General features: G+C 46.3%; 34 protein-coding genes. 8 read left to right on the top strand and 26 right to left on the bottom strand.

Going from position 1 to position 20,841, the window contains the following annotated elements; translation table 11 throughout:
• Nucleotide 1: 1 nt before the first annotated feature.
• The 5 genes from ACKGJP_RS17015 to ACKGJP_RS16995 are packed head-to-tail and all read right to left on the bottom strand — an operon-like array spanning nucleotide 2 to nucleotide 2,135.
• Entirely contained in the window at nucleotides 2–445 is a 444-nt protein-coding gene (locus tag ACKGJP_RS17015; RefSeq protein ID WP_409346808.1) for a YopX family protein, read from the bottom strand.
• Entirely contained in the window at nucleotides 442–882 is a 441-nt protein-coding gene (locus ACKGJP_RS17010; RefSeq protein WP_409346807.1) for a hypothetical protein, read from the bottom strand. The genes ACKGJP_RS17015 and ACKGJP_RS17010 overlap by 4 nt, the downstream gene beginning before the upstream one ends.
• A complete protein-coding gene (locus ACKGJP_RS17005) occupies nucleotides 879–1,163 on the bottom strand; it encodes a hypothetical protein (protein WP_409346806.1) in 285 nt (94 codons plus the stop codon). The genes ACKGJP_RS17010 and ACKGJP_RS17005 overlap by 4 nt, the downstream gene beginning before the upstream one ends.
• The gene (locus tag ACKGJP_RS17000; RefSeq protein ID WP_409346805.1) at nucleotides 1,160–1,516 is read right to left on the bottom strand and encodes a hypothetical protein; all 357 of its coding nucleotides are present in this window, start codon (nucleotides 1,514–1,516) and stop codon (nucleotides 1,160–1,162) included. Before ACKGJP_RS17000 ends, ACKGJP_RS17005 begins: the two co-directional genes overlap by 4 nt.
• Entirely contained in the window at nucleotides 1,497–2,135 is a 639-nt protein-coding gene (locus tag ACKGJP_RS16995; protein ID WP_409346804.1) for a hypothetical protein, read from the bottom strand. The genes ACKGJP_RS17000 and ACKGJP_RS16995 overlap by 20 nt, the downstream gene beginning before the upstream one ends.
• Before the next feature lie 346 nt (nucleotides 2,136–2,481).
• Between ACKGJP_RS16995 and ACKGJP_RS16990 the strand changes: the two genes are divergently transcribed.
• A complete protein-coding gene (locus ACKGJP_RS16990; RefSeq protein ID WP_409346803.1) occupies nucleotides 2,482–2,658 on the top strand; it encodes a hypothetical protein in 177 nt (58 codons plus the stop codon).
• Nucleotides 2,659–2,912: 254 nt separating this feature from the next.
• Here the strand turns inward: ACKGJP_RS16990 and ACKGJP_RS16985 are convergent, their stop codons facing one another.
• From ACKGJP_RS16985 to ACKGJP_RS16915, 15 genes are all read right to left on the bottom strand, one after another.
• Complete coding sequence (locus ACKGJP_RS16985; RefSeq protein ID WP_409346802.1) at nucleotides 2,913–3,161, bottom strand: hypothetical protein; 249 nt, start codon at nucleotides 3,159–3,161, stop codon at nucleotides 2,913–2,915.
• A gap of 46 nt (nucleotides 3,162–3,207) precedes the next feature.
• Entirely contained in the window at nucleotides 3,208–5,088 is a 1,881-nt protein-coding gene (locus ACKGJP_RS16980) for a DNA cytosine methyltransferase (RefSeq protein ID WP_409346801.1), read from the bottom strand.
• On the bottom strand, nucleotides 5,075–5,467 hold the full coding sequence (locus ACKGJP_RS16975; RefSeq protein ID WP_409346800.1) for a DUF1360 domain-containing protein: 393 nt from the start codon (nucleotides 5,465–5,467) through the stop codon (nucleotides 5,075–5,077). The genes ACKGJP_RS16980 and ACKGJP_RS16975 overlap by 14 nt, the downstream gene beginning before the upstream one ends.
• A gap of 16 nt (nucleotides 5,468–5,483) precedes the next feature.
• Nucleotides 5,484–6,170 carry a hypothetical protein gene (locus tag ACKGJP_RS16970; protein ID WP_409346799.1) on the bottom strand — a complete coding sequence of 229 codons (687 nt, stop codon included), beginning with the start codon at nucleotides 6,168–6,170 and terminating at the stop codon, nucleotides 5,484–5,486.
• A gap of 34 nt (nucleotides 6,171–6,204) precedes the next feature.
• The gene (locus ACKGJP_RS16965) at nucleotides 6,205–6,783 is read right to left on the bottom strand and encodes a hypothetical protein (RefSeq protein WP_409346798.1); all 579 of its coding nucleotides are present in this window, start codon (nucleotides 6,781–6,783) and stop codon (nucleotides 6,205–6,207) included.
• 210 nt (nucleotides 6,784–6,993) lie between these two features.
• Nucleotides 6,994–7,287: a hypothetical protein gene (locus tag ACKGJP_RS16960; RefSeq protein ID WP_409346797.1), complete on the bottom strand. Its 294-nt coding sequence runs from the start codon at nucleotides 7,285–7,287 to the stop codon at nucleotides 6,994–6,996.
• Nucleotides 7,284–8,249 carry a phage replisome organizer N-terminal domain-containing protein gene (locus ACKGJP_RS16955; protein ID WP_409346796.1) on the bottom strand — a complete coding sequence of 322 codons (966 nt, stop codon included), beginning with the start codon at nucleotides 8,247–8,249 and terminating at the stop codon, nucleotides 7,284–7,286. Before ACKGJP_RS16955 ends, ACKGJP_RS16960 begins: the two co-directional genes overlap by 4 nt.
• Nucleotides 8,246–8,551: a hypothetical protein gene (locus ACKGJP_RS16950; RefSeq protein ID WP_409346795.1), complete on the bottom strand. Its 306-nt coding sequence runs from the start codon at nucleotides 8,549–8,551 to the stop codon at nucleotides 8,246–8,248. The genes ACKGJP_RS16955 and ACKGJP_RS16950 overlap by 4 nt, the downstream gene beginning before the upstream one ends.
• Before the next feature lie 137 nt (nucleotides 8,552–8,688).
• Nucleotides 8,689–9,126, bottom strand: a complete 438-nt coding sequence (ssb, locus tag ACKGJP_RS16945) for a single-stranded DNA-binding protein (RefSeq protein WP_409346794.1) — start codon at nucleotides 9,124–9,126, stop codon at nucleotides 8,689–8,691.
• Nucleotide 9,127: 1 nt separating this feature from the next.
• Nucleotides 9,128–9,946, bottom strand: coding sequence for a PD-(D/E)XK nuclease-like domain-containing protein (locus ACKGJP_RS16940; protein WP_409346793.1), 819 nt, complete (start codon nucleotides 9,944–9,946; stop codon nucleotides 9,128–9,130).
• A gap of 3 nt (nucleotides 9,947–9,949) precedes the next feature.
• Complete coding sequence (locus ACKGJP_RS16935) at nucleotides 9,950–11,455, bottom strand: hypothetical protein (protein WP_409346792.1); 1,506 nt, start codon at nucleotides 11,453–11,455, stop codon at nucleotides 9,950–9,952.
• A 171-nt stretch (nucleotides 11,456–11,626) separates the two neighbouring features.
• Complete coding sequence (locus ACKGJP_RS16930) at nucleotides 11,627–12,070, bottom strand: hypothetical protein (RefSeq protein ID WP_409346791.1); 444 nt, start codon at nucleotides 12,068–12,070, stop codon at nucleotides 11,627–11,629.
• Nucleotides 12,071–12,670: 600 nt separating this feature from the next.
• Nucleotides 12,671–13,126, bottom strand: coding sequence for a hypothetical protein (locus ACKGJP_RS16925; protein WP_409346790.1), 456 nt, complete (start codon nucleotides 13,124–13,126; stop codon nucleotides 12,671–12,673).
• 2 nt (nucleotides 13,127–13,128) lie between these two features.
• A complete protein-coding gene (locus ACKGJP_RS16920) occupies nucleotides 13,129–14,103 on the bottom strand; it encodes a DUF3102 domain-containing protein (RefSeq protein ID WP_409346789.1) in 975 nt (324 codons plus the stop codon).
• A 343-nt stretch (nucleotides 14,104–14,446) separates the two neighbouring features.
• Nucleotides 14,447–14,728, bottom strand: a complete 282-nt coding sequence (locus ACKGJP_RS16915; protein WP_409346788.1) for a helix-turn-helix domain-containing protein — start codon at nucleotides 14,726–14,728, stop codon at nucleotides 14,447–14,449.
• 110 nt (nucleotides 14,729–14,838) lie between these two features.
• On the opposite strand from ACKGJP_RS16915, the gene ACKGJP_RS16910 reads away from it, so the two are divergent.
• Nucleotides 14,839–15,240 carry a helix-turn-helix domain-containing protein gene (locus tag ACKGJP_RS16910; protein WP_409346787.1) on the top strand — a complete coding sequence of 134 codons (402 nt, stop codon included), beginning with the start codon at nucleotides 14,839–14,841 and terminating at the stop codon, nucleotides 15,238–15,240.
• A gap of 137 nt (nucleotides 15,241–15,377) precedes the next feature.
• On the opposite strand, the gene ACKGJP_RS16905 is transcribed toward ACKGJP_RS16910, so the two are convergent.
• On the bottom strand, nucleotides 15,378–15,629 hold the full coding sequence (locus tag ACKGJP_RS16905; RefSeq protein WP_409346786.1) for a helix-turn-helix domain-containing protein: 252 nt from the start codon (nucleotides 15,627–15,629) through the stop codon (nucleotides 15,378–15,380).
• A gap of 98 nt (nucleotides 15,630–15,727) precedes the next feature.
• Here ACKGJP_RS16905 and ACKGJP_RS16900 point away from each other — a divergent pair, with 98 nt between their 5' ends.
• On the top strand, nucleotides 15,728–16,084 hold the full coding sequence (locus ACKGJP_RS16900) for a hypothetical protein (RefSeq protein WP_409346785.1): 357 nt from the start codon (nucleotides 15,728–15,730) through the stop codon (nucleotides 16,082–16,084).
• Between the two features lie 42 nt (nucleotides 16,085–16,126).
• Here the strand turns inward: ACKGJP_RS16900 and ACKGJP_RS16895 are convergent, their stop codons facing one another.
• The 3 genes from ACKGJP_RS16895 to ACKGJP_RS16885 are packed head-to-tail and all read right to left on the bottom strand — an operon-like array spanning nucleotide 16,127 to nucleotide 17,500.
• On the bottom strand, nucleotides 16,127–16,252 hold the full coding sequence (locus ACKGJP_RS16895) for a cyclic lactone autoinducer peptide (protein ID WP_409346784.1): 126 nt from the start codon (nucleotides 16,250–16,252) through the stop codon (nucleotides 16,127–16,129).
• A 20-nt stretch (nucleotides 16,253–16,272) separates the two neighbouring features.
• The gene (locus ACKGJP_RS16890) at nucleotides 16,273–16,803 is read right to left on the bottom strand and encodes an accessory gene regulator ArgB-like protein (protein WP_409346783.1); all 531 of its coding nucleotides are present in this window, start codon (nucleotides 16,801–16,803) and stop codon (nucleotides 16,273–16,275) included.
• Complete coding sequence (locus ACKGJP_RS16885) at nucleotides 16,781–17,500, bottom strand: hypothetical protein (RefSeq protein WP_409346782.1); 720 nt, start codon at nucleotides 17,498–17,500, stop codon at nucleotides 16,781–16,783. The genes ACKGJP_RS16890 and ACKGJP_RS16885 overlap by 23 nt, the downstream gene beginning before the upstream one ends.
• A 340-nt stretch (nucleotides 17,501–17,840) precedes the next feature.
• Between ACKGJP_RS16885 and ACKGJP_RS16880 the strand changes: the two genes are divergently transcribed.
• A complete protein-coding gene (locus ACKGJP_RS16880; RefSeq protein ID WP_409346781.1) occupies nucleotides 17,841–18,518 on the top strand; it encodes a CPBP family intramembrane glutamic endopeptidase in 678 nt (225 codons plus the stop codon).
• Between the two features lie 235 nt (nucleotides 18,519–18,753).
• Here ACKGJP_RS16880 and ACKGJP_RS16875 read toward each other — a convergent pair whose 3' ends face one another.
• Complete coding sequence (locus ACKGJP_RS16875; RefSeq protein WP_409346780.1) at nucleotides 18,754–19,197, bottom strand: hypothetical protein; 444 nt, start codon at nucleotides 19,195–19,197, stop codon at nucleotides 18,754–18,756.
• 173 nt (nucleotides 19,198–19,370) lie between these two features.
• On the opposite strand from ACKGJP_RS16875, the gene ACKGJP_RS16870 reads away from it, so the two are divergent.
• A complete protein-coding gene (locus ACKGJP_RS16870; protein ID WP_409346779.1) occupies nucleotides 19,371–19,580 on the top strand; it encodes a DUF2614 family zinc ribbon-containing protein in 210 nt (69 codons plus the stop codon).
• A 32-nt stretch (nucleotides 19,581–19,612) separates the two neighbouring features.
• Here ACKGJP_RS16870 and ACKGJP_RS16865 read toward each other — a convergent pair whose 3' ends face one another.
• Entirely contained in the window at nucleotides 19,613–19,816 is a 204-nt protein-coding gene (locus tag ACKGJP_RS16865; RefSeq protein WP_409346778.1) for a transcriptional regulator, read from the bottom strand.
• 141 nt (nucleotides 19,817–19,957) lie between these two features.
• Between ACKGJP_RS16865 and ACKGJP_RS16860 the strand changes: the two genes are divergently transcribed.
• From ACKGJP_RS16860 to ACKGJP_RS16850, 3 genes are all read left to right on the top strand, one after another.
• Nucleotides 19,958–20,086 (top strand): hypothetical protein, encoded by a 129-nt coding sequence (locus ACKGJP_RS16860; protein WP_409346777.1) that lies wholly within the window; start codon nucleotides 19,958–19,960, stop codon nucleotides 20,084–20,086.
• A gap of 193 nt (nucleotides 20,087–20,279) precedes the next feature.
• A complete protein-coding gene (locus tag ACKGJP_RS16855) occupies nucleotides 20,280–20,450 on the top strand; it encodes a hypothetical protein (protein ID WP_409346776.1) in 171 nt (56 codons plus the stop codon).
• 36 nt (nucleotides 20,451–20,486) lie between these two features.
• On the top strand, nucleotides 20,487–20,753 hold the full coding sequence (locus ACKGJP_RS16850; RefSeq protein WP_409346775.1) for a hypothetical protein: 267 nt from the start codon (nucleotides 20,487–20,489) through the stop codon (nucleotides 20,751–20,753).
• The last annotated feature ends 88 nt before the right edge of the window (nucleotides 20,754–20,841 follow it).

The raw sequence follows: 20,841 nt of genomic DNA, 5'->3' as shown, positions 1-20,841 counted from the left end.
GCTATTCCTTTAATAGATGGGGATGTTCGTATATGTTGCCGATCAACTTGGAATTTGGAATCCATATGAAATTCCTGTCACATTCCATCCGGTCTGAAATCCACTCGTACCCGTCATCCAGTTCATCCGAAACCAACATGAACCCTGGCGCTTCGTAATGAACTTTGCATCTGACAACCTTTTTGTCGATCTCGACTTCGACAATATCGCCATGATAAAGCTCATTTTCTGCGTCTTCGCTGTCGTGGACACCGGAATATTGACCGACTGTTTCCGGTTTAATCTGCCAAATAGTTGTCATGTATCCAATTGCCGTTTCCCGTTGCCAATGAACGATGAAAGAGTCGCCATTATCAGCCTTGATTAAATTTCCATTGACCCATTTTTCTAAACAAGAGGATCCTTGTTCTGAAATTGCCAATCCTCGAAACTTGTATTCTCTCATCCCTTTGTTTCCTCCCCATCCCAATGTATCTGAACCAGTAACTTTTGTAGAATCAATCGCGCCGTCTGCGGATGATCACAATCAATATCGTTAATGGCTGCTATGATCCGATCCGCTATACGCTGCCGTAATATCGCATTCTCCTTTTGCAGATCGTTCCTTTCAGCGATGGCGTCAGCGGTGCTCATTTCTGCGCCGTCCAAGGCTTCGCGTAGTATCGCATTCTCCTTTTCTGCTGCTATGGCGCGGTCGATTGCTTCTGGCCAGCCGGTGCGGGCATGTACCATGAATTCTGCGTCCGCTTCTTTCTTGAATACTGCGATATTTCCGGATATCTCCTCTTGTTCACGATAGAGAGTGAAAACGACTTTCCCTTCTCCTTCCAGCCCTCCCGTAGCAGCCTCACATATCGCTTTATCCTTCAATAGGTCTCTCATGACTCTGCTCCTTTCGTTACCGTAACCGCCATTACATAGGGTTTTTCGCCATGTCTAGCCAAACTACACATTTTCGGATAATGTTCAGGCGTGTTGTCTTTAGGTTGAATCCAAGATGTACAATTCATATTGCCCTCATCGCTTGGAGTCACGTCTTCTGATTTCAAATAGAATGTTGCCATCATTGGTATTTCTTCGGCTTTGCAAATTTGCAAAATCTCATGCATCAAAGGAGCGATCCGTTCATCGTAAACCGATTCCTTATCGTATCCTGTTTTCACTGTTCCTCTGCTCCTTTCTCTATATCCGCTATGACCACGCGTAATATAAACTCTCTAACTTTTTCTATTTCGCTGTTTTCTATGATGATTTTTTCGTTTGAATTTGTAGCAAAAAAGTCGATAGTCTCATAAACGAAATCAGGAACCATGCTTTCCATATCCTCGGGAAATTCGGCCGCTTCATGCCAAGGTGCCCATTGCAATGCGTCTTCTTTGCTGATTTTAAATTCCCTCACCTTACTCGTTTCTGGGTTCGGCAACTTTTGATTGCAGCATGTGCAGTAGTGCTTTTGAATCTGATATTTAATGACGACGATCTGGTTTGCTATCTCCTTATCGGATATCTTGCTCATTGGCTACCCCCAGACGCTTATTGACCTGATCGACATATTTGTCAAAGTGCTTCTCGATCAGTTCTCTTGCGAGCTTAACGGCATCTTTGTACCGTTGGCTGTATGATATAGCTGCGCCTATGGCGACGTCGGACACTACCCAACTCCGGCTATTGTGATGGATGGAAAAATCATAACCGCCTATCGAGAACGCTATCTCTCCTGTCACCGTTCGCGTCGTTCCATCACGATCAGCTATTCGGAACTCTTCCGGTTTTCTAAGCTTTCGTACTGGTGGTTCTGGCTTTTCTTTTCTAGGCTTGCGGTCACGCTTAGGTAGCTTTGGCATCTGATCCAAATAGCTATCAAACTGTTTCTGGTCGATCCCCGAAATGCGTTCTATCTCTGCATTCCACTCCTCAACATAGCGTCGGTGTTCGGTAGTTAAGTCCAACTTGCCCCAATTATCAAACTGATCCCACCACCACGGCTGAAATTCCGTTACGTACTTGATGAAAAAGAACCGCTGTATGCATTTCAAAGCGCGTCGTGCGTAAAAAGGAGATAGCTTTCCATTGGCTAAGCCGGCAGCTACACGGCTGAAGTATTTCTTCTGAAGACGTTTCTTAAATGCGCTCATATGTCTATTACCTCCCGTTCCTCATTCGCTTTATCGTCGAACTGTGCAGTTATTTGCTGTACAGCTTATCTCTTGGAATCCTTGGTGTTTCCCCTCGTAGGAGTTGCCCATAATGCTCAAATCTCTCAAAATGGTATCTTTTCACGGGCACATGGAATTTAACGCCGCGATATAAATGCCATTTGCGCAGTAACCAATACATAGCTTTCATTCCTTGTCACTCCTTCCTGCACAAAATGAGTCTGTTGTTCAGTGTCTCCTGTTACTGGTATCTCAATATTCAAGCTGTCCGACTGTTGCTGGTCATGATATACTACCAATAAATACCTGTAGGCGGTGGTTAACAATGTTGGATTATAAAGAGATTGAGACTTATAAAGAGATTCGGATATTGCAATATGATTCCGAAGATGGATACAGGGCTGATTTTGGCACCAAGCGTTCAAAGTTAGTTCCCACTGTCCGTGATGCTAGGGATTTAATCGATTTCTACCACTCTCCTGATAAATGGAGTGCTGAATAAGAAATGTAGCTTAGACGTTCCGACGATGGAGCGTCTTTCTTATGTCCTTACGTATTCATTTTGTTACTGGTATCTGATTTATTTTTTTGTGTCGCTCTTGACCGTTGCGTCAGGGATATAATTTAAGCAAATTGGTCTTTTCCAACCGAAATTTCTACAAGCTACCCATCTGCAATTTTCACAACTTTTTACTACCATTCCCTTGTACACCACCTATACGTCTGTATTCCTCCACTATCGGCCTCCGCCTTCGGCTAAGCGGTTTCGGTCGAATCGGACGCCTGTCGGCCCTTATCCCCAAGTATTATCACTCTATCCCCAGTTTGGTTACCTATGACCATGAAGCCCACAACCGCAATAGGTCCACTTTTCAGCGTGATCCATTCAAACCCTTTCTCTTGTATTGCCTTGGCTAATTGACCGATCATATCTATCGTTATTTTGACGACACTGTAACCTCCATCCTTAAGCATCACAGAAATGTTGAGCAAGTCATGCCCCATTTTGCTTTACTCCTTCCATATATTCAGAATCTTCTGAAATCTCTGTTTAGACCAATTGCAATTCCAACTGATGCTCGGCCTTGTAGGGCAGATTCTTGCAAAGCTCCGGCAGATTCGCCTCAACGAGCGACTTTGCGAACGGCGGCGGTACCGAATTTCCGCAGCGGGCCACCTGCGCCGACTTCGGATATTTCCGGCCTTCCGCGTCCCGGTCGATGATGTACTCCGGTGGGAATCCCTGAGCTGCGAATAGTTCGTGCGGTTCGAGCATCCGCATGCCGATGTCAACTATTTGATAATCAACACCGTGAATCGTGACCAACCCGAAGCGGTCTTTCGTTGTGACCGTATGCAGGGGCTCGTCCAGTGTTTGTCCATTGTCCGCGCTTCCGTAGTATTTAAGCAGGAACGCCCGTACTTCTCCAACATGCAGTCCTCCGGCCGTTATCGTAGGCATTGGCTCTGTCACGGGTTGGCCGTCCGCACATGTACCACGCAGCTTTACCAAGTGGCTTGTAACAAGCGATGATTTGCCGCCACCGCCAGCAGTCACCGTGCCGATCGGATCGCCAATCGAACTTCCAACAGACTCTCCAAAATGCCGGGCGATGTGAGCGGTGACTAGTTGGTTCTGCGTCCCTCTCATCGTCGTGGTGGGAAGCGGAGTATCTACCCCTACACCAGTCATTCCGCCGTAATGTTTGGCGATAAACGCCGCGACCACTGCATGTTTCCGTCCGCCGGCTACTACCGTACCAAGCGGTTTATTGAGACCAGGCGCCCGCGGCGCTTGACCAGGGCTTTCTCCGTATCCGATCTCAATCAGTGTCGGGCTCACGAGCATATGATGGTTGCCTGTAGTAATGGTCCGAAGCGGCTCGTCTGGTGAACTTCCCGGATGTCCTGTCGTATTTACTCCTAAAACCGGGGTCACAAGAAGGTGTTCAGCCTTCGTGGTAATCGTCGTCAACGGATCAGTCACTTTGTACTGCAATCTGTCACCTCCGAAGCCGGTCTGACCGATTCGTACGATGAACGGATTCGGATTATCGATCACAAACCGCTGAATACCCCGGGCGATTCGGCGTAACGTATTTTCAGCCAATGGTTTCGACCGTTCGAAAATACTCGGGCAGGGCAATGACCAGTCTATAATCTCAGCCGCTGTACGCCACGGCAGCAACTTGCCTGCTTTAACTGCCGGGCTATCCGGCGCGGCATGTGTCGGCTTCGGCCAGATGACCGGGCGACCATCGCAACGGGCGACCAGAAACAGTCTCTTGCGAATTGTTGGAGCCCCGTAGTCGCATGCCCGCAGTTCTCGCCAATCAACCTGATATCCTTGCCGCTTGAGAGCGTTGACGAAAGAACGGAACGTCCTGCCCTTCTTTGTCGGATCAGGCCTCAAGCTCAGCAGTTCAGGCAGAACATCTTCACCCGGTTCAGATACCACCAAGTCGAAACTCTCACCATCTTGCCTGAACACCTTTTTCATAAGCCTTCCTGTTTCCTTATCTCGGTCAGCGATTAGCGGTCCCCATGTAACGAATTCCTCGACGTTCTCCAGCATTATCACCCGGGGTCGGACCGTAGCTGCCCAGCGGAGCGCCACCCAAGCGAGCCCGCGGATTTCCTTCTCAACAGGCTTGCCGCCCTTGGCCTTGCTGAAATGCTTGCAGTCCGGCGAGAACCACGCCAAGCCTACCGGGCGCCCTCGTGTTACATCTCGCGGATCAACATTCCAAACGTTATCGCGAAAATGCTCCGTCTCTGGATGATTTGCCTTATGCATTGCGATAGCTGCCGGATCGTGGTTGATTGCGATATCGACGCTACGGCCGATTGCAAGCTCGATGCCGGTGCTTGCCCCGCCGCCGCCGGCGAAATTATCGACAATGATCTCCCGCATTAAGCTATTTGCTCGCATTCTTATCACCATCCCGTTTCCGCTCGGCCAACTCCGGATATCCGACCGCTTTAGTCCAATGTGTTTCGATCAAGCTCAGCACCGCGGCCGCAGCCAATGCCAGGAACGCCCATTCCATAACCGATCCAATTGCCCACCATGCTGCCGCCATCCCAAACGATACCCATATACCAGCGCACCAGTGGCAGATTAACATCCTGCCGATAAACGATCGGAGCCTGCCGCCCTGAAGCGTGAATGTCGGGGTTTTCCCGGTAAAGTCCCGGGTCACAAAGCAATTACGAACCGGTTCGAAAATCTTATCGAACACCAGTAAATGCGTGAGCCTGTATGCTGCCAAAGAAAAAATCATGAAATCTATCAAGGTAAATTTGTTCATTTGATCCACTCTCCTCTTAGTCGTCGTATCCGTATGACGTATCTACTTCGTCCTCGTCGACGATAACCTTTGCACCGCTTGCGAATATTTGGAACATCGTTCTTTCGAAACCATGGAATCCACGCATGATGCTTTTGTTATCAGTTTCCTTACCGTCGATTTTTACGGACTTAACGCTGCCGTCTCCCAAATCAACCGTTAACCCGTAGTCACAACGGTATTTTTCTTTTCTCTCCTCTTTGTCAAAGTAAATGAATGCAAGCCCTCCGCCTCTTGAATGCCGAGATTGTTCGCAATGGAAACTAATATAGTCGCCATCGTATTCATGGTTTTCATTCGCTTCTTCTTTGAACATTTCGATGAGTTCCGAAAGTTTGTATTCAGGCTTGGCTGCAGTAAGCAATTCTTCAAGATGTTCCTTGATCTTCTCGGCACCTTGAATGTGCATTGCCTTATCAAGAGCAGCCTTGACTTCGTTAAGAACCATCAGGTTATATCCGCCAAGATCAAGCTTGTCTAAGTTGATTTTCAGCTTGTCTTTGACTTCGTTTTCCAGTTGCTTGCGGAAATCTCCGTACGAACCGAACATGTCGTCAACAACCTTTTTCAGTGTTTCCTGCAGCCGATCCTTAACAACCTTTTCGACGAATCCCTCTTGTTGAATGCTTACCATTGCTTCGTTTACGATTTTGTTTAAGTCCATTGTTTGATCGCTCCCTTTGTTTATTGGTGATTCCTTATCCAGCCCCGTTCGCTTTCTCCTTCCCTACCAGATCAGGAGAGTCGAGCATTTCAAGCAAATCCGAGATATCTTGATTGTCGCTTGTCATCCGCATCGGCATGATCATTAGGTCGTTATTCGCAAAATACAAGGGCGAAAAAGGCGCGTCTCCGTTTACTGCAGCCCTGTGACCATCCACCAGTAGCTTTTGATAATCTTCGTTGATGAAGGAAAACCGATCAGGGAATTTGACAACTCTATAGATTCGCTTATCGCCTGCATCGTGTATCAAGGACGTGACCTCGCCCTTAACGCGCTGCTTTTCCGGCTGATATATCTTTTTATAGTCAACGGTTTCAATGTTCGATATGACATCTCCACGCATAAATCCGAGTGTTTTCCCCATTTCCGGCAAGCGGAGAAATATTCCGAACAAGGTAACTAATACATCGCGAGGCAATTCATCAAATCTTACGAGATAATGACCGCTTATGATAAAATGGCCTCTTTCTTCCTTGGCCCAAAACATCCGGCCGTATTTCCCATCATGCTTAATTCTCTTGCAAAGCTCCTTGATATTGATTAACTGTTTCATACCCGGTTCCCCTCTCTAATCGTTAATTACCCAACCGCGAGTACCCAACCACTTATATCCGGGCGTGATTTGCGGCTCGTTCGCCGCCTGTAGTGCGTTCAGGCGCTCGGACGACACTACGATCATCCCAGACCTTTCGAGCCTTAGAATTAATTCTAGCCCTATGATTTCGATTGCTCGTTTTCTAGCGTCTTCCATAATGCCTCCAGATCATAGTTTGCTTAAGAGATATTGAATTTCTGTCCTGTATGGCGATAGGTATCTTTTCTTCATTTCTTCAAACTCTGCTTTGCCCCATTCCCCCGCAGGCGGCAGGATTGGTTCCAAGCGATTGACGCCGTCCTTATTCCGTATCAGCGCCCCGGCGCTCCGTACCGTCCATAGCCGACGAAGTAACTCATAGCCTGTCTGTTTGTTGTGGAGCGTGCAGGTCAGGCGAAAGAGCTTTTCCCATTGCCAGCTATCCGACATATTAGGGCGAGGATCATCTAAAAGATCATTCATGGATTATTCCTCCGCTGCGCTTCAAGCCTAAGCGCCTTTTGACGTACCAATTCGATTTCTTCCGCCGTCATAGGCGCGTCATCGTCCTTGGGCTTAACCATTGGGAGGACCGGCTTGCCGCTTGAGCCTTTCTTTTGAACAGTAACCCCTTTGTCCCGGTCCTTGTCCATATGGACGCATAATGTCGTGAACTGCTTTCGAAGCTTTCCCGGGCTTAAGATGTTCCCCTGCCAGAAGGTATCCTTTGTTGCCCAGTCGATAACGTCTCGCACAAGCCCTTTATCGCGTTTATCGATTTCAAGAATCTTCCGACAGTCGTCAGCCCATTGCTGCATATTTGGTTGTTCAGCCCTGTTCGTCCATTCCCGAATTCTTGATAAGAGATAAACGGCCATTCTATAGGGCGGCGAATCCTCGTCATACTTTTGGCGAGGATTCTTTTTAATTAATTCTTTTTCTCTTTCTTTATCTATTTCTTCTTCTATATCTACTTCTATATCTGTTGCGTTACATTCCGTTACTGTAACGTTACTTGTAGCGTTACCTGTAACGTTACAGTCCCCTATTAATTGAAGCCTTTTATTTTCGCGGTATTTTCGAACGCGGTTATTTGTCTGGAGCTTGATCTTTTCCATACCGTCGACATTTTGGTGCTTGTCCCAGTTGGAAATGTAAATCCCTTCCTCGAAACGCTCGATCATTCTAAGGCGAGCAAACGTATCGAGAGCCAGGCGGACGATGTTGATAGGCTTCTTGAATTTTGAAGCCAGCATATCGTCCGTGTAAGGAATGTTCTCGGTAAGCATCACATAGCCCCCGGCATTACATTTCCCTGCCTGAGCAAGAAGCCTTACCCATATCACAATGATCGCGTCCGCTTCCGGCAGCGTGTAAATGAAATCAAATTTGTCATGCTCGAACATGTTGGTTGTGATTTTGATCCATTTCACCTCGGCACTCACGGCCCCGTCTCCTTCCCCATAAGCTGCTCGATCTCAGTTTGGAAGCTTGCTGCCCATTTCCTGCCTTCAGCCGCGTAATACTCCAGCAGCTCGGTACGCTTTTTCATCTTCCATTCAATGCCGTCCCGGGTATTGTCCGCCCAGTCATGGCAGCCTTTTGTGCCATGGGTGCCACATAGATTACACACGTTCCATGGGACATTCCCTGGTCCGAGCTGGCTTGCATTCTCCATATGAGCGGCCGTTCGGTTGTTTCGTCCGCACCGCTCGCAGCATGGCACAGGAGAATTCCATTTCTCCATCGCTCGCCTGTCGCATTCCTTACGTACCTTATCCGTTATCGCCGTGATCCGGCCACGCTTCCGTTTATTTCGCCTATGTTCAGGCTTAGGGCATGGTTTTGATGGTGTAAAGTCAAAGCTCATGGTATTCACCGCCTTTAAAATGGGAGATCATCGTCCGAAATATCAATCGGCTTGCCGTCATCTTGGAACGGATCGGTTCCCCAGCTTCTTCGGTCATTCGGCTGTTCCTGTGGCTCGCGCTGCTGCCCAGAACCGGCGCTTTCGAGGAACCGGACATTATCCGCTATGACCTCTGTAACGTAAACTTTGTGCCCTTTCTTGTGATCGTAGTTCCGGACCTGCATCCGGCCTTCCACTGCCGCAAGACGTCCCTTGCGTAAATAATTCGCGCAGTGCTCGGCCTGCTGACGCCAGACGACGATAGGTATGAAATCCGCTTGTTTGTCTCTATCATCGCTTGTATATGGACGGTCTACCGCTAGTGTAAAGGTACATGTCGCGATGCCGCCCGGGGTATATCTCAACTCCGGATCGCGTACTAGCCTGCCGATTAAAATAACCCTGTTCAGCACCCTAGTTCACCGCCAGTTCAGCATAATGTTTGATTTGTTTGATTTCTTTCGTGCCCCGACAGTAGTCACATTTTTCACATCGGATAGGCACTACGCTTCCGGATTTAACGGCCTTGACGCGTTCAATGTGATTTCCGACGATGGCGAGCTGCTGAACGATCATATCGAAATCGAAGTACAATATTTCGTGGTCTGGCGGATCTTGCTTCGTCACAATTACCATGTGAGGCAGAAGCCAAGTATTTTCGCCACGATTCGAATATCTCCGCTCAACCTCTGCATAAACCGCCATCTGTACGAGATAGCCGTAGTGATCGAGGAAATTCTCCTGACTCTGTGATTCTTTATTCCACCATCGCCCCTCGATCTCTCTTAAGGCTTTCAGGTCTGCAAACAGCCCGACTTCCGGTTGATAGCTATCAATCATGATCTTCCATGGAATCCCGAACAGTTCAGCCGTCATAATGACTTCTTTTTGGCCGGCCAATACTTTCAATGCAAGCGGCGCATTTTCCAGAACGTCAATCATCTTGTTGCAATGTTGGAAATTGGATTTCAATTGCCCCGCCGTCGGGCCACGGCTGCTGTAAAGGTCGAGATTGCTTGCTTTAAATTCATCGAGCTTCCCTTCATTCCAGGCGTGGACGTAATGGCCCTCCATAAAAGCTGTAATCGAAGGCTGTTCATATTCCCCTTTTACTTTGGCAAGCGCCCGGGCTTCGCACCCCCCAAAGGAGGGCGCGAAATCTTTGAATTGACTTACCGACATGTAGTGACGACCAGCTTCCAGCGAAAAATAATTGCTTTTTGTAAGTTCCATCCTCTAGCCCTCCACGATATCGATATTTAAGTCCTGGCCTTCGACCGTTTCCAGAACGAAATATTGATAGTCGTCGTGTTTGGCGCTCTCGATGATTTCCTGCTGCCGGCTGCCGAGGTTTTGCCACCCGTCAACGCAAATGACCTTGAGCTCTCCGGCCTGCGCCCTGGCAAGTTTAAAAGCAAACTCTAGCGCCTCTCCTTCGGATAAACCATCAATCAGTGTTTCGTTAATGCGGATGCGTCCCTGCTCGTCCACGGACAGCCCATCAACCGGCAGCGCAGCCGTCTTCAGTAGTTCCTTCGGCAGCTCTCGCGCCTTTTGGATCTTGGTTGTCAGATCGGAGGAGCGCGCTTCCTTCGGCGCGAGCTTGTCCTTGATGATGTCCGTCATGCGTTCCCACTCGCGGAGGTATTCTTTCATTTTTGCAGCATTGTCAGCGGCTTCTTTCAGTGGCGCCGGATCAATCCAAGCGGCAGTATCAATGATTTGCTGGGCATTGCCGGACTTGGCATTTTCGGCGGCTATAAGGTTCGCTTCGTGGTCTGTGATCTTCTCCAAGTCCTTGCGTTCGTGCTCTGCGATGTTAGCCAAAGAGCTTTTCTTTTCGGCCAGCTGTTCCCTATACTCAGCCATGAAAACGCGGGATTGTTCCGCTTCCTGTTGGATATCTTCGCGGGCCGTCTGCTTGCGAGCTTGAAATTGCAGCTTCAGACGCTCGATAGCTTGTTCGAGTTCAGCGTCCATACGAACATTCGAGTCCAGAATACGCCGGTCCACATCATCGATTTTCGATTGTTCCTGCTGGATATTTTCTTCAATGCGCTTAATCGCATTGGCATAGGTTTCGCGCTGCCGCTGGTAATCCAATCGTTTTGATTCCGCGGCATTTGCCGCCTTTTGTTTGATGTCGTCGATACGGATCGATAAGTCGTCAATTAACGATTGTGCTTCCTGCAGGCGTTTATTTGATTCCTCCGCATCGGACAGCTTTTTGTAAAGCTCCTGCAGGTTGACGCCGCGCCATTCCTCTCCGTCATAGTTAGGCGGCAGGTCGCGCTTGATGCCCTCGATATTAGCCCGTAGCAAATTTATTTCGCGGTTTATTGATTCCCTTTCGGCATAGTAGCCCGTTTCGATCTGTTTCAAAATCTGGAGGATGTGGAGCTGATAGTCTGCCTCTGGCATTTCTCCGAACCAGCTTTTTATTTCTTCAACCGTCCAATCGATCGTTAACATATTTAGGATGATTTCCGTTTGCTCTTTCGGTTGCTTGTGGACAAATTCAATTGGCCGGAAGATTTCTCCGTTAACCAGTTTTTTCAGGTATGCCTCCGTGCTGCTGACGGCCTTGCTGTCGTGTTTGACCTTCAAATAGTCTGCTTTCTCATTCCGGATTTTCCGCGTCGTCTGCAGCCCGTCGTTCAGTTCGACGAACAATTCCGCCTCTTCCTGATCGTGCCGGATAACCTCCGTCCGGCGGTTGCGGTTAGTGAACAGTTTTTCCATCGCTTCGACTACACTGGTTTTGCCGGTCCCGGAGTCCCCGGAAACCTTATTGAACTTGCCCGGGCTAAACAGCAACTCCTTAATGCCGAGGAAATTTTTAATCTCAAGGCGTTTAATATGCATGCGTATTCCATCCCCTTCGAAAATTTGGTATGATGATCGATAAGAACTTTAGCAAGGGTTCGTTTGGGTCGCTGTTCCCGCAGCGGCCTTTTCCAATTCCTTCTCTTGAGCGTAATCCGATTTCTTTCTTCCTTCTTCAGCCCGACGTTCCCGATCAAGCTGCAGCCGCGATTCAACACGCTCTCGGACTTGTTCACCCATGGTCTTTGCCAAATCACAAGCTTTTACGGTTCCGAATGTGAGCCTATAAACATTGAACAGCTTATAAAAAGTAACCTCTTCGTACTCTAACTTGAAACTCATCTCGCAGAAGGGCGGCATTACCATCCATCCGGTATAGTGGGTAAAAGGTTCGAGTATGAATTCCGCAGCGTCAACGCCGTATTTCCCGATATACTGGTCGATCTGTTCGTCAAGCCTCCGATCGATTCCGTGCAGGACATTTCTGATAACCGTCGCTTCTACTTCAGGCCATGCCCAAAACATTCTCACGCTTCCATCCCCCTCACTTTCTTTTAAAGCCCTCCGAAAAACATTGGAGGCAGCAGAACAGCTTCTTTCCACATTTCCACGCCCTATCTCCGCGATAGATCGGCAATCCGCAATTCTCGCTGGCGCATTTTGCTACAACGTCCGCTTTATCCACTAGAAACCGCCTCTTTCCATTGCCCGGACTCGACCATCTGAACAAAGCGTTCAAACGTGATTCCGAATCTACGGCCAATTTCCCAGAAGACAAAATACTTACCGAGCCGATTGATCATTTCATCACTCCTCATACTCCCTACCCCTTCCTAGCCCCAGCAGGCCGCCAATTGATAAAACTATCGCGGAGGTAAACAATATTGCTCCTATCGCCTGCCACGCCGCTGAAAAGATCACCCTTCCGCCCCCACATCACCACGGCAGCGGTGACCGATCGGCAGCATACGGTTCATCCGGTTAGGCTTACGGGAATACTGCCCGTTTCCGGCCGGGACAATGGACAATACCGGTTCAAAATCCCACGACTCACGAAATGCTCTTTTTAAATCCCTCAGGATTTTCGCTATTTCAGCGGGCGAAAAGTAGAACAATACATCCCTCTCCCTTCTATAGGTAATCTTCCGGATTAAACGTTTCGATGAACATAAGAGTGGAAACGTAATCCATTCTTTTGATATGGATGTATTTGCTAGTTCCGAAGCGTTTCTTCAACTTGCTCCAGATCAGACGGCGATACTTACCGACGACCTTTGTAAATCCGTCATCTTCCTCGTGATTTCGCCGTTTCGCTAGCTCAACAGATTTATCAACTACTGCCCTATAGACGTCATCCACTTCACTGGGGAGCAGCCGGTTTGTATCGCGGAACTCCTTCTCAAACTGGGCAATTTCGTCTTTCACACCCTTGACCTCAGACGCCATCATGGTTACTTCCTCTTTGACATGCTGAGTTTCTTGACCTACAGCCACTACCTGTTCAAGCATGACTTTCATGGCGGCGAGCTGCCCTTCCGAGCTTTCTATTGAGCGCCGGACAAGACTAATTACATTAGAATCTTTCATGGCTATACCTCCACAATTTGAATTTTGGAATTAAGTACATCACGCATCGAAGAACAGAATTCCTCTAGCGAAACGATACTTCCCTCAATATCTTTTTTCATAATTGGATTTGAAGCGATGGCTCCTTGAAGAAAAAGCGTAGGGGCGGCATCCTCAATGAACTGTTTGATTTTTATTTGTAATTCATAGATACTCGTCCGGCCTTCGATTTGGAGCTTCTTTTCCCGGTATTCAAGGTCGCTTAGTTCCTTGTGCTTCTCTTCGAGCTCCTTCCGCTCCGAAGTAAGCTTGCGGACATAATGACGAAGCTCATCAAGCTCGTCCTTCACCTTTTGTGGGACGACTTCCTTTGTTAAGACTTCCGGCTTACGTGATTCCAGTGCCCGAATTTCTCGGTCTTTTTCCGCAATGATCTGCTGTTTTTCGATCTCTGACTGCTCGCGATGTTGCTCGAGCCGGAAGTCGACGACCTCGTCAAGCTGATCTATGGGGATCACGTTCTTTAGTTGCTTTTCAAGATTTCGCTTTTCTGCATCCAATTGATCGGCGCGATCCTCAGCCTCTTTCTTGGCTCTTTTTACTTCCCTTAATTCCTTTTGGGTAAGTTCATCGAAGTGTTTCTCCTCGCCAGTAGATGGGACAACATGAATCTGAGTCCTGACCTCATTTCGCTCCGCTGGCAGTAAGGACATGATCTCAACTTCCTTTGTAAAACTAGGTAGTTGTGAAGTTGACTGCACAAGTTCGTTATCTTTGTAGTAATTCATGAAGTTATAGGCGTATCGGCGAGAGAATCTAAAATTTTCATTTACCCATTCGGTAAACTTCCCGTATTGCAAGGTTTCCTTGACATGGTTGAGTAACTGTCCGATCTGAAAAGCTCGCTCGTTCATCGTCTTTTCGATCTCGCCTTCTATAAATTGAATCTGAACCGTAATTACATTTATTTCATCCGATAACTTGGTTATTTGGTTCATGAGCATCTCCTTTCCTTAGATTTTTTGAATGATTTGACTACCCAATAAGTCACAAGAATAAACTCTTGTACTCTCACAAAATGCTGCCTGTCTTTTAAACACTCTCTCGCCTCGTTCCTTACAGCATTCAGAAGAGTAAGAACATATGACTGTTTTTCCAATCTCACCACCACCGTTGTATAAGTTTTTTAACGATTACGTTAAGTTTCCTAAACCGATACGCATGATAAAAAGACCTGTTGAATTGACAACAAATTTTGCTATTGCGTAAAGTTTCTTTACGTTATATAATCAAAAATGTAGCCGGAACTGTGTACCAAGCGTAACTGTCAGTGTCGGAAACTTAAACTTTTGATACTTTAAATTTATCTCTAAGATGTCTAAGCAATGGAGATTCTGGGAATAACTCAAAAACATCGACGTTAAGAAAATTTGCGGACCCGACCATGAACTCCTCGGTCACTGACGTGCGGCCAGATTCGTAATTACTGATTGTGGCCTCCGTTACTCCGAAATGATCAGCCATCTGACGCAACGAAACATCTTTAGACCTTCTAACCGACCTCAGTTTTTTCTTTGGCGGGTAGATTGCCCCCTTATACTTCCTTCTGACAGAAATCAACATTATCACCAACCTTTCGTGGGGTATGTCCGAATAATAACACGTTAGATTTCTTTGCGCAAGCGTAAAGTTTTCTTTCGTTGATATTTTTTTTTAGAATGGAGATGTGTTCTGTGTCACATTTTAGCGAAACACTCAAAGAATTGAGAACAAAGAGGAACGTTTCACAAGATGATTTTTCCGAATATCTTGGTAAGACAAGAGCCACGATATCCAACTATGAAAATGGGAAAACAGAACCAGAGTTTGCAGACTTAGTAAAGATCGCAGACTTTTTCAATGTCACTGTCGACTACTTATTAGGACGAAAAGAAGCCGAAAAGCATTACTTCGATAAAACGTCGATAATGACGGAACACCAAGCGTTGATGGACAAGTTTCTCAAGGATACTGAGGCAATGCTCCGTGACAAAGGGAATGTAGACGAAGAAAAGATGCGTATTGTTTTGAAATTCATGAAGTTCACTTTCCTTGAGGACCTAGAAGATGAAAATCGTGGAAAAAATTCTAAATAGAAGCGTAACATATATGTTATTGGTTCTGTCCTATATAGTACGATCGATCTAAACCGTCGAATGCTGTCCAGATCGACGGCATTCTTCAAAGCTCTGTGTCATCGTTTTGCATGACAACCAACCCGGAAGACAACCATTTAGGTCATCTTCTTCGGCTGCCTTCGGCGTTCGGATTTCTTTACCGGAATAAGCTCATATAGGTCCCTTGGATGACAGTCGAGAGCTTCGGCTATCGTGATTGCGTTGATATAGGACATCTTCCTTTTTCCGGTAGCATATTCCGAGATCTGCTGACGGGTAAAACCTTCTTTGTCGGCAAGTTCTTGTTGGGTCATTCCTACGTCACGCAAACGATCAACCAGAAGGCAGCGGCCGGGTTTATACGGCATCTGCGCGGTCCTCCGAAATGCAAAATGCTTTACATTGTCACGACAACAATCTTACCAAAAAATCACAGCGAATAAAACCTTTGGGATGGAGTGAGCTTATGGATGCAAAAAAGAGGGTCAACCAATTATTTGAGGAAATAGGGGAATACTGCCCTTTTGCATTGGCGAGGCATCTCGGCGTAAAGATTTCTCACCGTGATGACCTAGGGGAAATATACGGCATGTATTCAAAAACATCGCCCGAAACAAACCGCATTTTTATCAACTCAAGCAAGAATATCGAGATACAAGAGAACGTTTGTTACGAACTGGTTGTCCGTCACATTTCCCATCCAGGTATCCAATATTGCATTACAATAGACGACATCGCAAAAGAGCAAGCTTCAAAAGCGGCAGCGTCTCTTAAGAACTTCATGAAAAGACACATCACACGCATGAAGAAAGCAGGAACATAAAAAAAAGCGGAGCCTGTTGTCAGGTTCCGCTTTTTGCCGTTATTAGGCTTTAAATAGTTCTTCCGGAGCTTCCGGGCGGTGACAGAAAATCAAGCATCCGGTTTTTACGAATTTTTTTGCTACGAACGTCAGGCCGGCATTAGCCGCTTTGGACAAAAATGCTTTCATTGTCGAGTTCCCCCTATGGGTTATTTTTCGATGAACCTCCGAAGGATCGGCGGCGTCGTGAGTGCTTGTAAGAAAAATGCCGCAGCCAATACATGACTTTGGAATATGAAATTCATACAAACGATAACGACCGCTATAGCCTTCAAAATTGGGTTGTATTTTGGTCCTAATGTATTACGCTCGATACCACTAGGGGCATAAACAGCTAGGATCAAAACTGACAAAATATTCATTACGAATCCAATGTACCAGTAATTAACGGGCAAGTAAATCGATAAAAGTAAAAATAATGTCGAAAGTATGTTGCATTTTGTCGAAGAGTTCAAATGTAGCCCTCCGCTAAAATAACGCAATACCGGGAACGCCACTAACACTACCACTGCACTCAATATATGACCGGTAATAGAGGCAACAACTAGAACCATAAGTGTAATTAAAATTGTATTAATTACCCCAATCAATGCGTACCTTAAAACCCCGACAGATGAGGCATTAGGCGTATTTTGATTGATTTTGACCGCTAAATAGTCAGATACCTTCTCCACTATCACTCTTTTCGTCCTCTTTTCTGTTTTCGTATCGGACCGCAATTACTTTTTGATTTTGAATATAGGAGTATCCTATACTAATAACCATACCAAGTACCAGCAGGATTATAGCAGTTAAGTATAGAGGCTCAATCTCAAATACCCCCGAAACCAATTGCAGCGAAGCCATAATAACGACCAGGATTACAGCCCACAAAAAATTGTAGCCACGCAATGCATTTTTCCCCGAAAACCTTCTGACGACAAAGGAAAATCCGATGTTAAAACGATATATCAAGAACGACGCAAGGCCGTTAATTGCACTTATAAGCAGGTGCATTGACGCATAATGGAGTATGCTTTCTTGCATCAAGTATGTCGAGGATAGACCCGTTTGAATTACTGCCACGGACACGATAACTTCCATCACTGAAGCAACAAGGAATCCCGTCACACATACCAGCACTGAGTACAAGAGAGGGTACTTTCGAAAGAGCATTAGAATGACAATATACATTACCAATTGAACAATCATGTATGTAGGCGAATTAACTACGAATTTAAAGTAATAGTTCGCCGATCCAACAATTAATGCAAGAAGAACGATCTGCTTATCGTTCCCTCTGATTGGGATTCGAAACAAAGAGAAGGATAAAGCCACAACTGAGGAGAACATAATAATCGACATGATAATTTTAACGAGCCCATCCCAGAACAACATTGAATTAACCTCCAATTAATTTCTCTTCCTTCTGCGAATCCTGTTATATTCCTTTATATCATTTTCGATCCAAAGCGGCCTTTCTCCTACATAAGTAATAGGCGAAGGGAACCGCTTTGCTTTCATCATGTTCGGCATATTTTGTCTTGTGACCTCAAGTATCTCCGCTGCCTCCTTCACTCCGCACAGTTTGGGGAAGTTATCCCGACTGAAGTCCTCCATCTCACTCACCTTTTTCCATTAATCAGTTGTTCAATTACCATTAATTATAATACAATGTATTATATATGTCATTACTTATTTAATACTTTGTATTATATTATTAGGAGGAATTACCTAAGTGGATCATCTGTTTGTCATCTTAATTTGCTCCGTTTTCCCTATCTTTACTTTCTATCAAATCCGGAGTTTAAAGTCCCACTCGAACGAGAAATTAAAGATTCGAATGTTCTGGAAAATGTGCGCTCTTTATTGGATATTTGCAATTCCCATCATGCTCTTATACCCAATATTCACAGCCGCTCCAGCGGACTCTATACCTTTCTGGTTCGTGATTGTTTGCCAAGTAGCCGGCATACTATTGGTAGCATCTGACTTCTTGCCCATTCTACTTGTTAGTTTCAATACTGAGCTGCGTGATAAATTGCAGGAGCAGTTCAAGGAAAATAATTTCATCTATCCAGAGACTCGGCGCGAGCAATTAGGGTTTGTATTCGTGGCGATCACAGTAGGCATTTGCGAGGAAATCATGTTCCGATCTTTTATGTACGAGTACATCAAAGAGCATTTGAGCCTTGGCGCCCTCTGGAGCTTAATTATAGCGTCAATCATTTTCGCACTCGGTCATTATATTCAAGGGATCGGCGGCGTTATCGTCTCGTTGGTTTTGGGATTGTTTTTAGGGACGTTATATATATGGGGTGGCACCCTACTGGCGCCGATATTGGTTCATATTTTATTTGATCTGAAGATCGTTATTATGTCCGTCCTATTAAAAAAACGAACCGACTCCCCTTAATCAGGGCCGGTTCGATTTCTTTTCTTGAAAATGAAACTCTTGAGATCTCCATTTAGGCGCTTGGTTGACTGGTGCCGGTTCCCACAAGCGTATAATCCGCAGCTTGCCGTCTACGACTTCTATATATCCATCCGCTTGCAGCTTTCTCACAGCTGCTTTTACTTTCCCCGGCATGCGCTGAGCATAGCGGCTGATCCGGGATAGATCAGGAGACGCCCAAGAATGGCCGTAGAGGTTAAATAGGATCGTGATAACCTTGCGCTCCGTGTCCGGCAACACCCTGTTCGCCCTCCCACACACTTTGTACCAAATCCCCTATATATTGCCCCAGCCTAACGCTGATTTCAGCTTTTACGACATCCCTCGTAAGTGCAAAAATGTCATTATATCCACGGCAAAAATACCTATAGTAGATCGTCGCATCAGCCACTTTATCATCCTCAACAACCTTGATTTTGCTTGCTCGTAGTAATTTTTTAACCCTGGTCAGATCGCCGTTGATGCGGTTCATAAGAGCATGATTTGCCGCAAGATACAATTGCCGCAGTGGCTGCTGATCGAACTCGATATCACGACATTTATTTTCGCAAATACTGAGCATCATCGGCAGCAGGATTGAGTCCCGAATCGCGATAATCTCATCATACGTCGGTAAGTTACCGCGCATCATCTCCGTCATATGCTCGCCCCCATAAGAACATTTGTTTGCATATAGTATATGCGAACAGAAGGAGAACGTACAGCACAATAATGATATATTACTTGCCCATCTATTTCCATCACTGATATACTAACATTTGACAGATTTCGAGCAAGGACTCCAGCCGATGGAGACATTTCGGAGGGCTTTTAATGTTTATTTTCTTCCTGATTTTTATAGGTATTGTTGTAATTATTACGTTTTTCTACTACGCGTTAAAAGGATCAGCCGCTGTATTTGTTGCTCCAGAACTCTGCCCGGTATGCGGAAGGAAAATAAAAGTGATTGGGAAAACGCCGATTTGTTATAAATGCAGATCAAAACTTATCAGACATGCAGATGGCCGTCTAATCGCTAAATGAATTCTCATGAAACACAAAAAAGAGCTGTGGGGTTATCCCTCCTGCTCTTTTTTGTCTCTTTCGATCTTCTCATTTATTGCTTGTGCGATGAATGCATTTCGACTCAAATCAGCAGCATTCGCCGCCTCATCTATTATTGCCCGCCCACCTTTGGGAACCAAAAACTTAACTTGATCGTAATTCGCAGCGTTGTACTTATCCTTCGCCCTCGTTGCTGCTGTACCCTTCCTCTCCATCTTGCCACCACTCCCTTTTCATCATCCAATGATACCACAAAAAATATACTGATACCAGTATACAAAACATTGACAATATACTGGTACAAGTATATAATTATGACAAGAAGTGAAGGACGAGCTTCTTGAAAGGGTGACAACATGAAAGATTGGGTGGGACTTCTTACGGCGATGATTCAGCTAACCACAGCGTTACTTCTGCTAAAAGCAGGCCGTAAGAAAAACAAAAAAGGAACCAAAAAACGCAGCCGCCGAGGCAAACGTAAATAGGTTCCCATCGAGAAGGTCGGAGTCGACCCGGCCTTCTCACCCCAATCTTAACATAAAGCATGATTAAAATAAACGGGAGGCGATCGGCATGAGCACTGCAACATTGATCATCAGCATTGCGGCATTGGTTCTTTCGGTGGCAGCGTTGGTTCGGACATTACGGAATAAATAGTCAAGGAGGGCGAACGATACGATGGATGTCGTACACATCGAGCGAGCCATTGGCCGCGGGTTAACGGACTCCGAACGAAAAACAGTCGAATGGGTAAATGGCTGGGAGCGCGAAACAAAACTAAATCTGATGTCGCTTATATGGGCAGCGCGGGAAAATGGGTTTGCAGAAGGCGTCCGGAATAATACCTAATCGTCGGCGGACGGTAAACGCGGGGAGGTAATAACGGTGAATGCAGAAAAACAGCGGTATGTCGTCAGTCCATACAGTTACTACGGAGAAAGTAGCCGCCCGCGCTCCTGGTCCGTATGGGATTCGGCAGTGAAGGAATGGACAGGCGAATTCGTCGGCAGCAAGACGGGTGCGGAAGAAGCGTCTGACGCTTTGAATTATAAGTACCATGAATGCCATTCGTGTGGTTTCGTCCAAGTCGATACAGCGACCGTTGAAGTGATGAAATGTGACCGCTGCAACCATACGTATTATCCCGCCTGACGAGGCCCTCCGCGGAACGGGCCGAAACCTACCGGCACATATTCCAACACTTACCGCCTCTGCGTCGTATAGCCGCGCGCTATAATTG

The sequence above is a fragment of the Paenibacillus litoralis genome, from assembly GCF_046244365.1.
Lineage (GTDB): Bacteria > Bacillota > Bacilli > Paenibacillales > NBRC-103111 > Paenibacillus_V.
This window is presented reverse-complemented; position numbering and strand designations above follow the sequence as displayed.

Coding starts and splice junctions, on each gene's coding strand:
- ACKGJP_RS17010 (WP_409346807.1), bottom strand. CDS start 882: ATGAGAGACCTATTGAAGGATAAAGCGATATGTGAGGCTGCTACGGGA.
- ACKGJP_RS16950 (WP_409346795.1), bottom strand. CDS start 8,551: ATGGAGAAATGGAATTCTCCTGTGCCATGCTGCGAGCGGTGCGGACGA.
- ACKGJP_RS16885 (WP_409346782.1), bottom strand. CDS start 17,500: ATGTTGTTCTGGGATGGGCTCGTTAAAATTATCATGTCGATTATTATG.
- ACKGJP_RS17015 (WP_409346808.1), bottom strand. CDS start 445: ATGAGAGAATACAAGTTTCGAGGATTGGCAATTTCAGAACAAGGATCC.
- ACKGJP_RS16920 (WP_409346789.1), bottom strand. CDS start 14,103: ATGAACCAAATAACCAAGTTATCGGATGAAATAAATGTAATTACGGTT.
- ACKGJP_RS16970 (WP_409346799.1), bottom strand. CDS start 6,170: ATGGACTTAAACAAAATCGTAAACGAAGCAATGGTAAGCATTCAACAA.
- ACKGJP_RS16980 (WP_409346801.1), bottom strand. CDS start 5,088: ATGCGAGCAAATAGCTTAATGCGGGAGATCATTGTCGATAATTTCGCC.
- ACKGJP_RS16875 (WP_409346780.1), bottom strand. CDS start 19,197: ATGACGGAGATGATGCGCGGTAACTTACCGACGTATGATGAGATTATC.
- ACKGJP_RS16895 (WP_409346784.1), bottom strand. CDS start 16,252: ATGAAAGCATTTTTGTCCAAAGCGGCTAATGCCGGCCTGACGTTCGTA.
- ACKGJP_RS16915 (WP_409346788.1), bottom strand. CDS start 14,728: ATGTTGATTTCTGTCAGAAGGAAGTATAAGGGGGCAATCTACCCGCCA.
- ACKGJP_RS16960 (WP_409346797.1), bottom strand. CDS start 7,287: ATGAATGATCTTTTAGATGATCCTCGCCCTAATATGTCGGATAGCTGG.
- ACKGJP_RS16985 (WP_409346802.1), bottom strand. CDS start 3,161: ATGGGGCATGACTTGCTCAACATTTCTGTGATGCTTAAGGATGGAGGT.
- ACKGJP_RS16855 (WP_409346776.1), top strand. CDS start 20,280: ATGGATGTCGTACACATCGAGCGAGCCATTGGCCGCGGGTTAACGGAC.
- ACKGJP_RS16900 (WP_409346785.1), top strand. CDS start 15,728: ATGGATGCAAAAAAGAGGGTCAACCAATTATTTGAGGAAATAGGGGAA.
- ACKGJP_RS16870 (WP_409346779.1), top strand. CDS start 19,371: ATGTTTATTTTCTTCCTGATTTTTATAGGTATTGTTGTAATTATTACG.
- ACKGJP_RS16860 (WP_409346777.1), top strand. CDS start 19,958: ATGAAAGATTGGGTGGGACTTCTTACGGCGATGATTCAGCTAACCACA.
- ACKGJP_RS16995 (WP_409346804.1), bottom strand. CDS start 2,135: ATGAGCGCATTTAAGAAACGTCTTCAGAAGAAATACTTCAGCCGTGTA.
- ACKGJP_RS16905 (WP_409346786.1), bottom strand. CDS start 15,629: ATGCCGTATAAACCCGGCCGCTGCCTTCTGGTTGATCGTTTGCGTGAC.
- ACKGJP_RS16865 (WP_409346778.1), bottom strand. CDS start 19,816: ATGGAGAGGAAGGGTACAGCAGCAACGAGGGCGAAGGATAAGTACAAC.
- ACKGJP_RS16925 (WP_409346790.1), bottom strand. CDS start 13,126: ATGAAAGATTCTAATGTAATTAGTCTTGTCCGGCGCTCAATAGAAAGC.
- ACKGJP_RS16965 (WP_409346798.1), bottom strand. CDS start 6,783: ATGAAACAGTTAATCAATATCAAGGAGCTTTGCAAGAGAATTAAGCAT.
- ACKGJP_RS16935 (WP_409346792.1), bottom strand. CDS start 11,455: ATGGAAAAACTGTTCACTAACCGCAACCGCCGGACGGAGGTTATCCGG.
- ACKGJP_RS16975 (WP_409346800.1), bottom strand. CDS start 5,467: ATGAACAAATTTACCTTGATAGATTTCATGATTTTTTCTTTGGCAGCA.
- ACKGJP_RS17000 (WP_409346805.1), bottom strand. CDS start 1,516: ATGAGCAAGATATCCGATAAGGAGATAGCAAACCAGATCGTCGTCATT.
- ACKGJP_RS16990 (WP_409346803.1), top strand. CDS start 2,482: ATGTTGGATTATAAAGAGATTGAGACTTATAAAGAGATTCGGATATTG.
- ACKGJP_RS16940 (WP_409346793.1), bottom strand. CDS start 9,946: ATGGAACTTACAAAAAGCAATTATTTTTCGCTGGAAGCTGGTCGTCAC.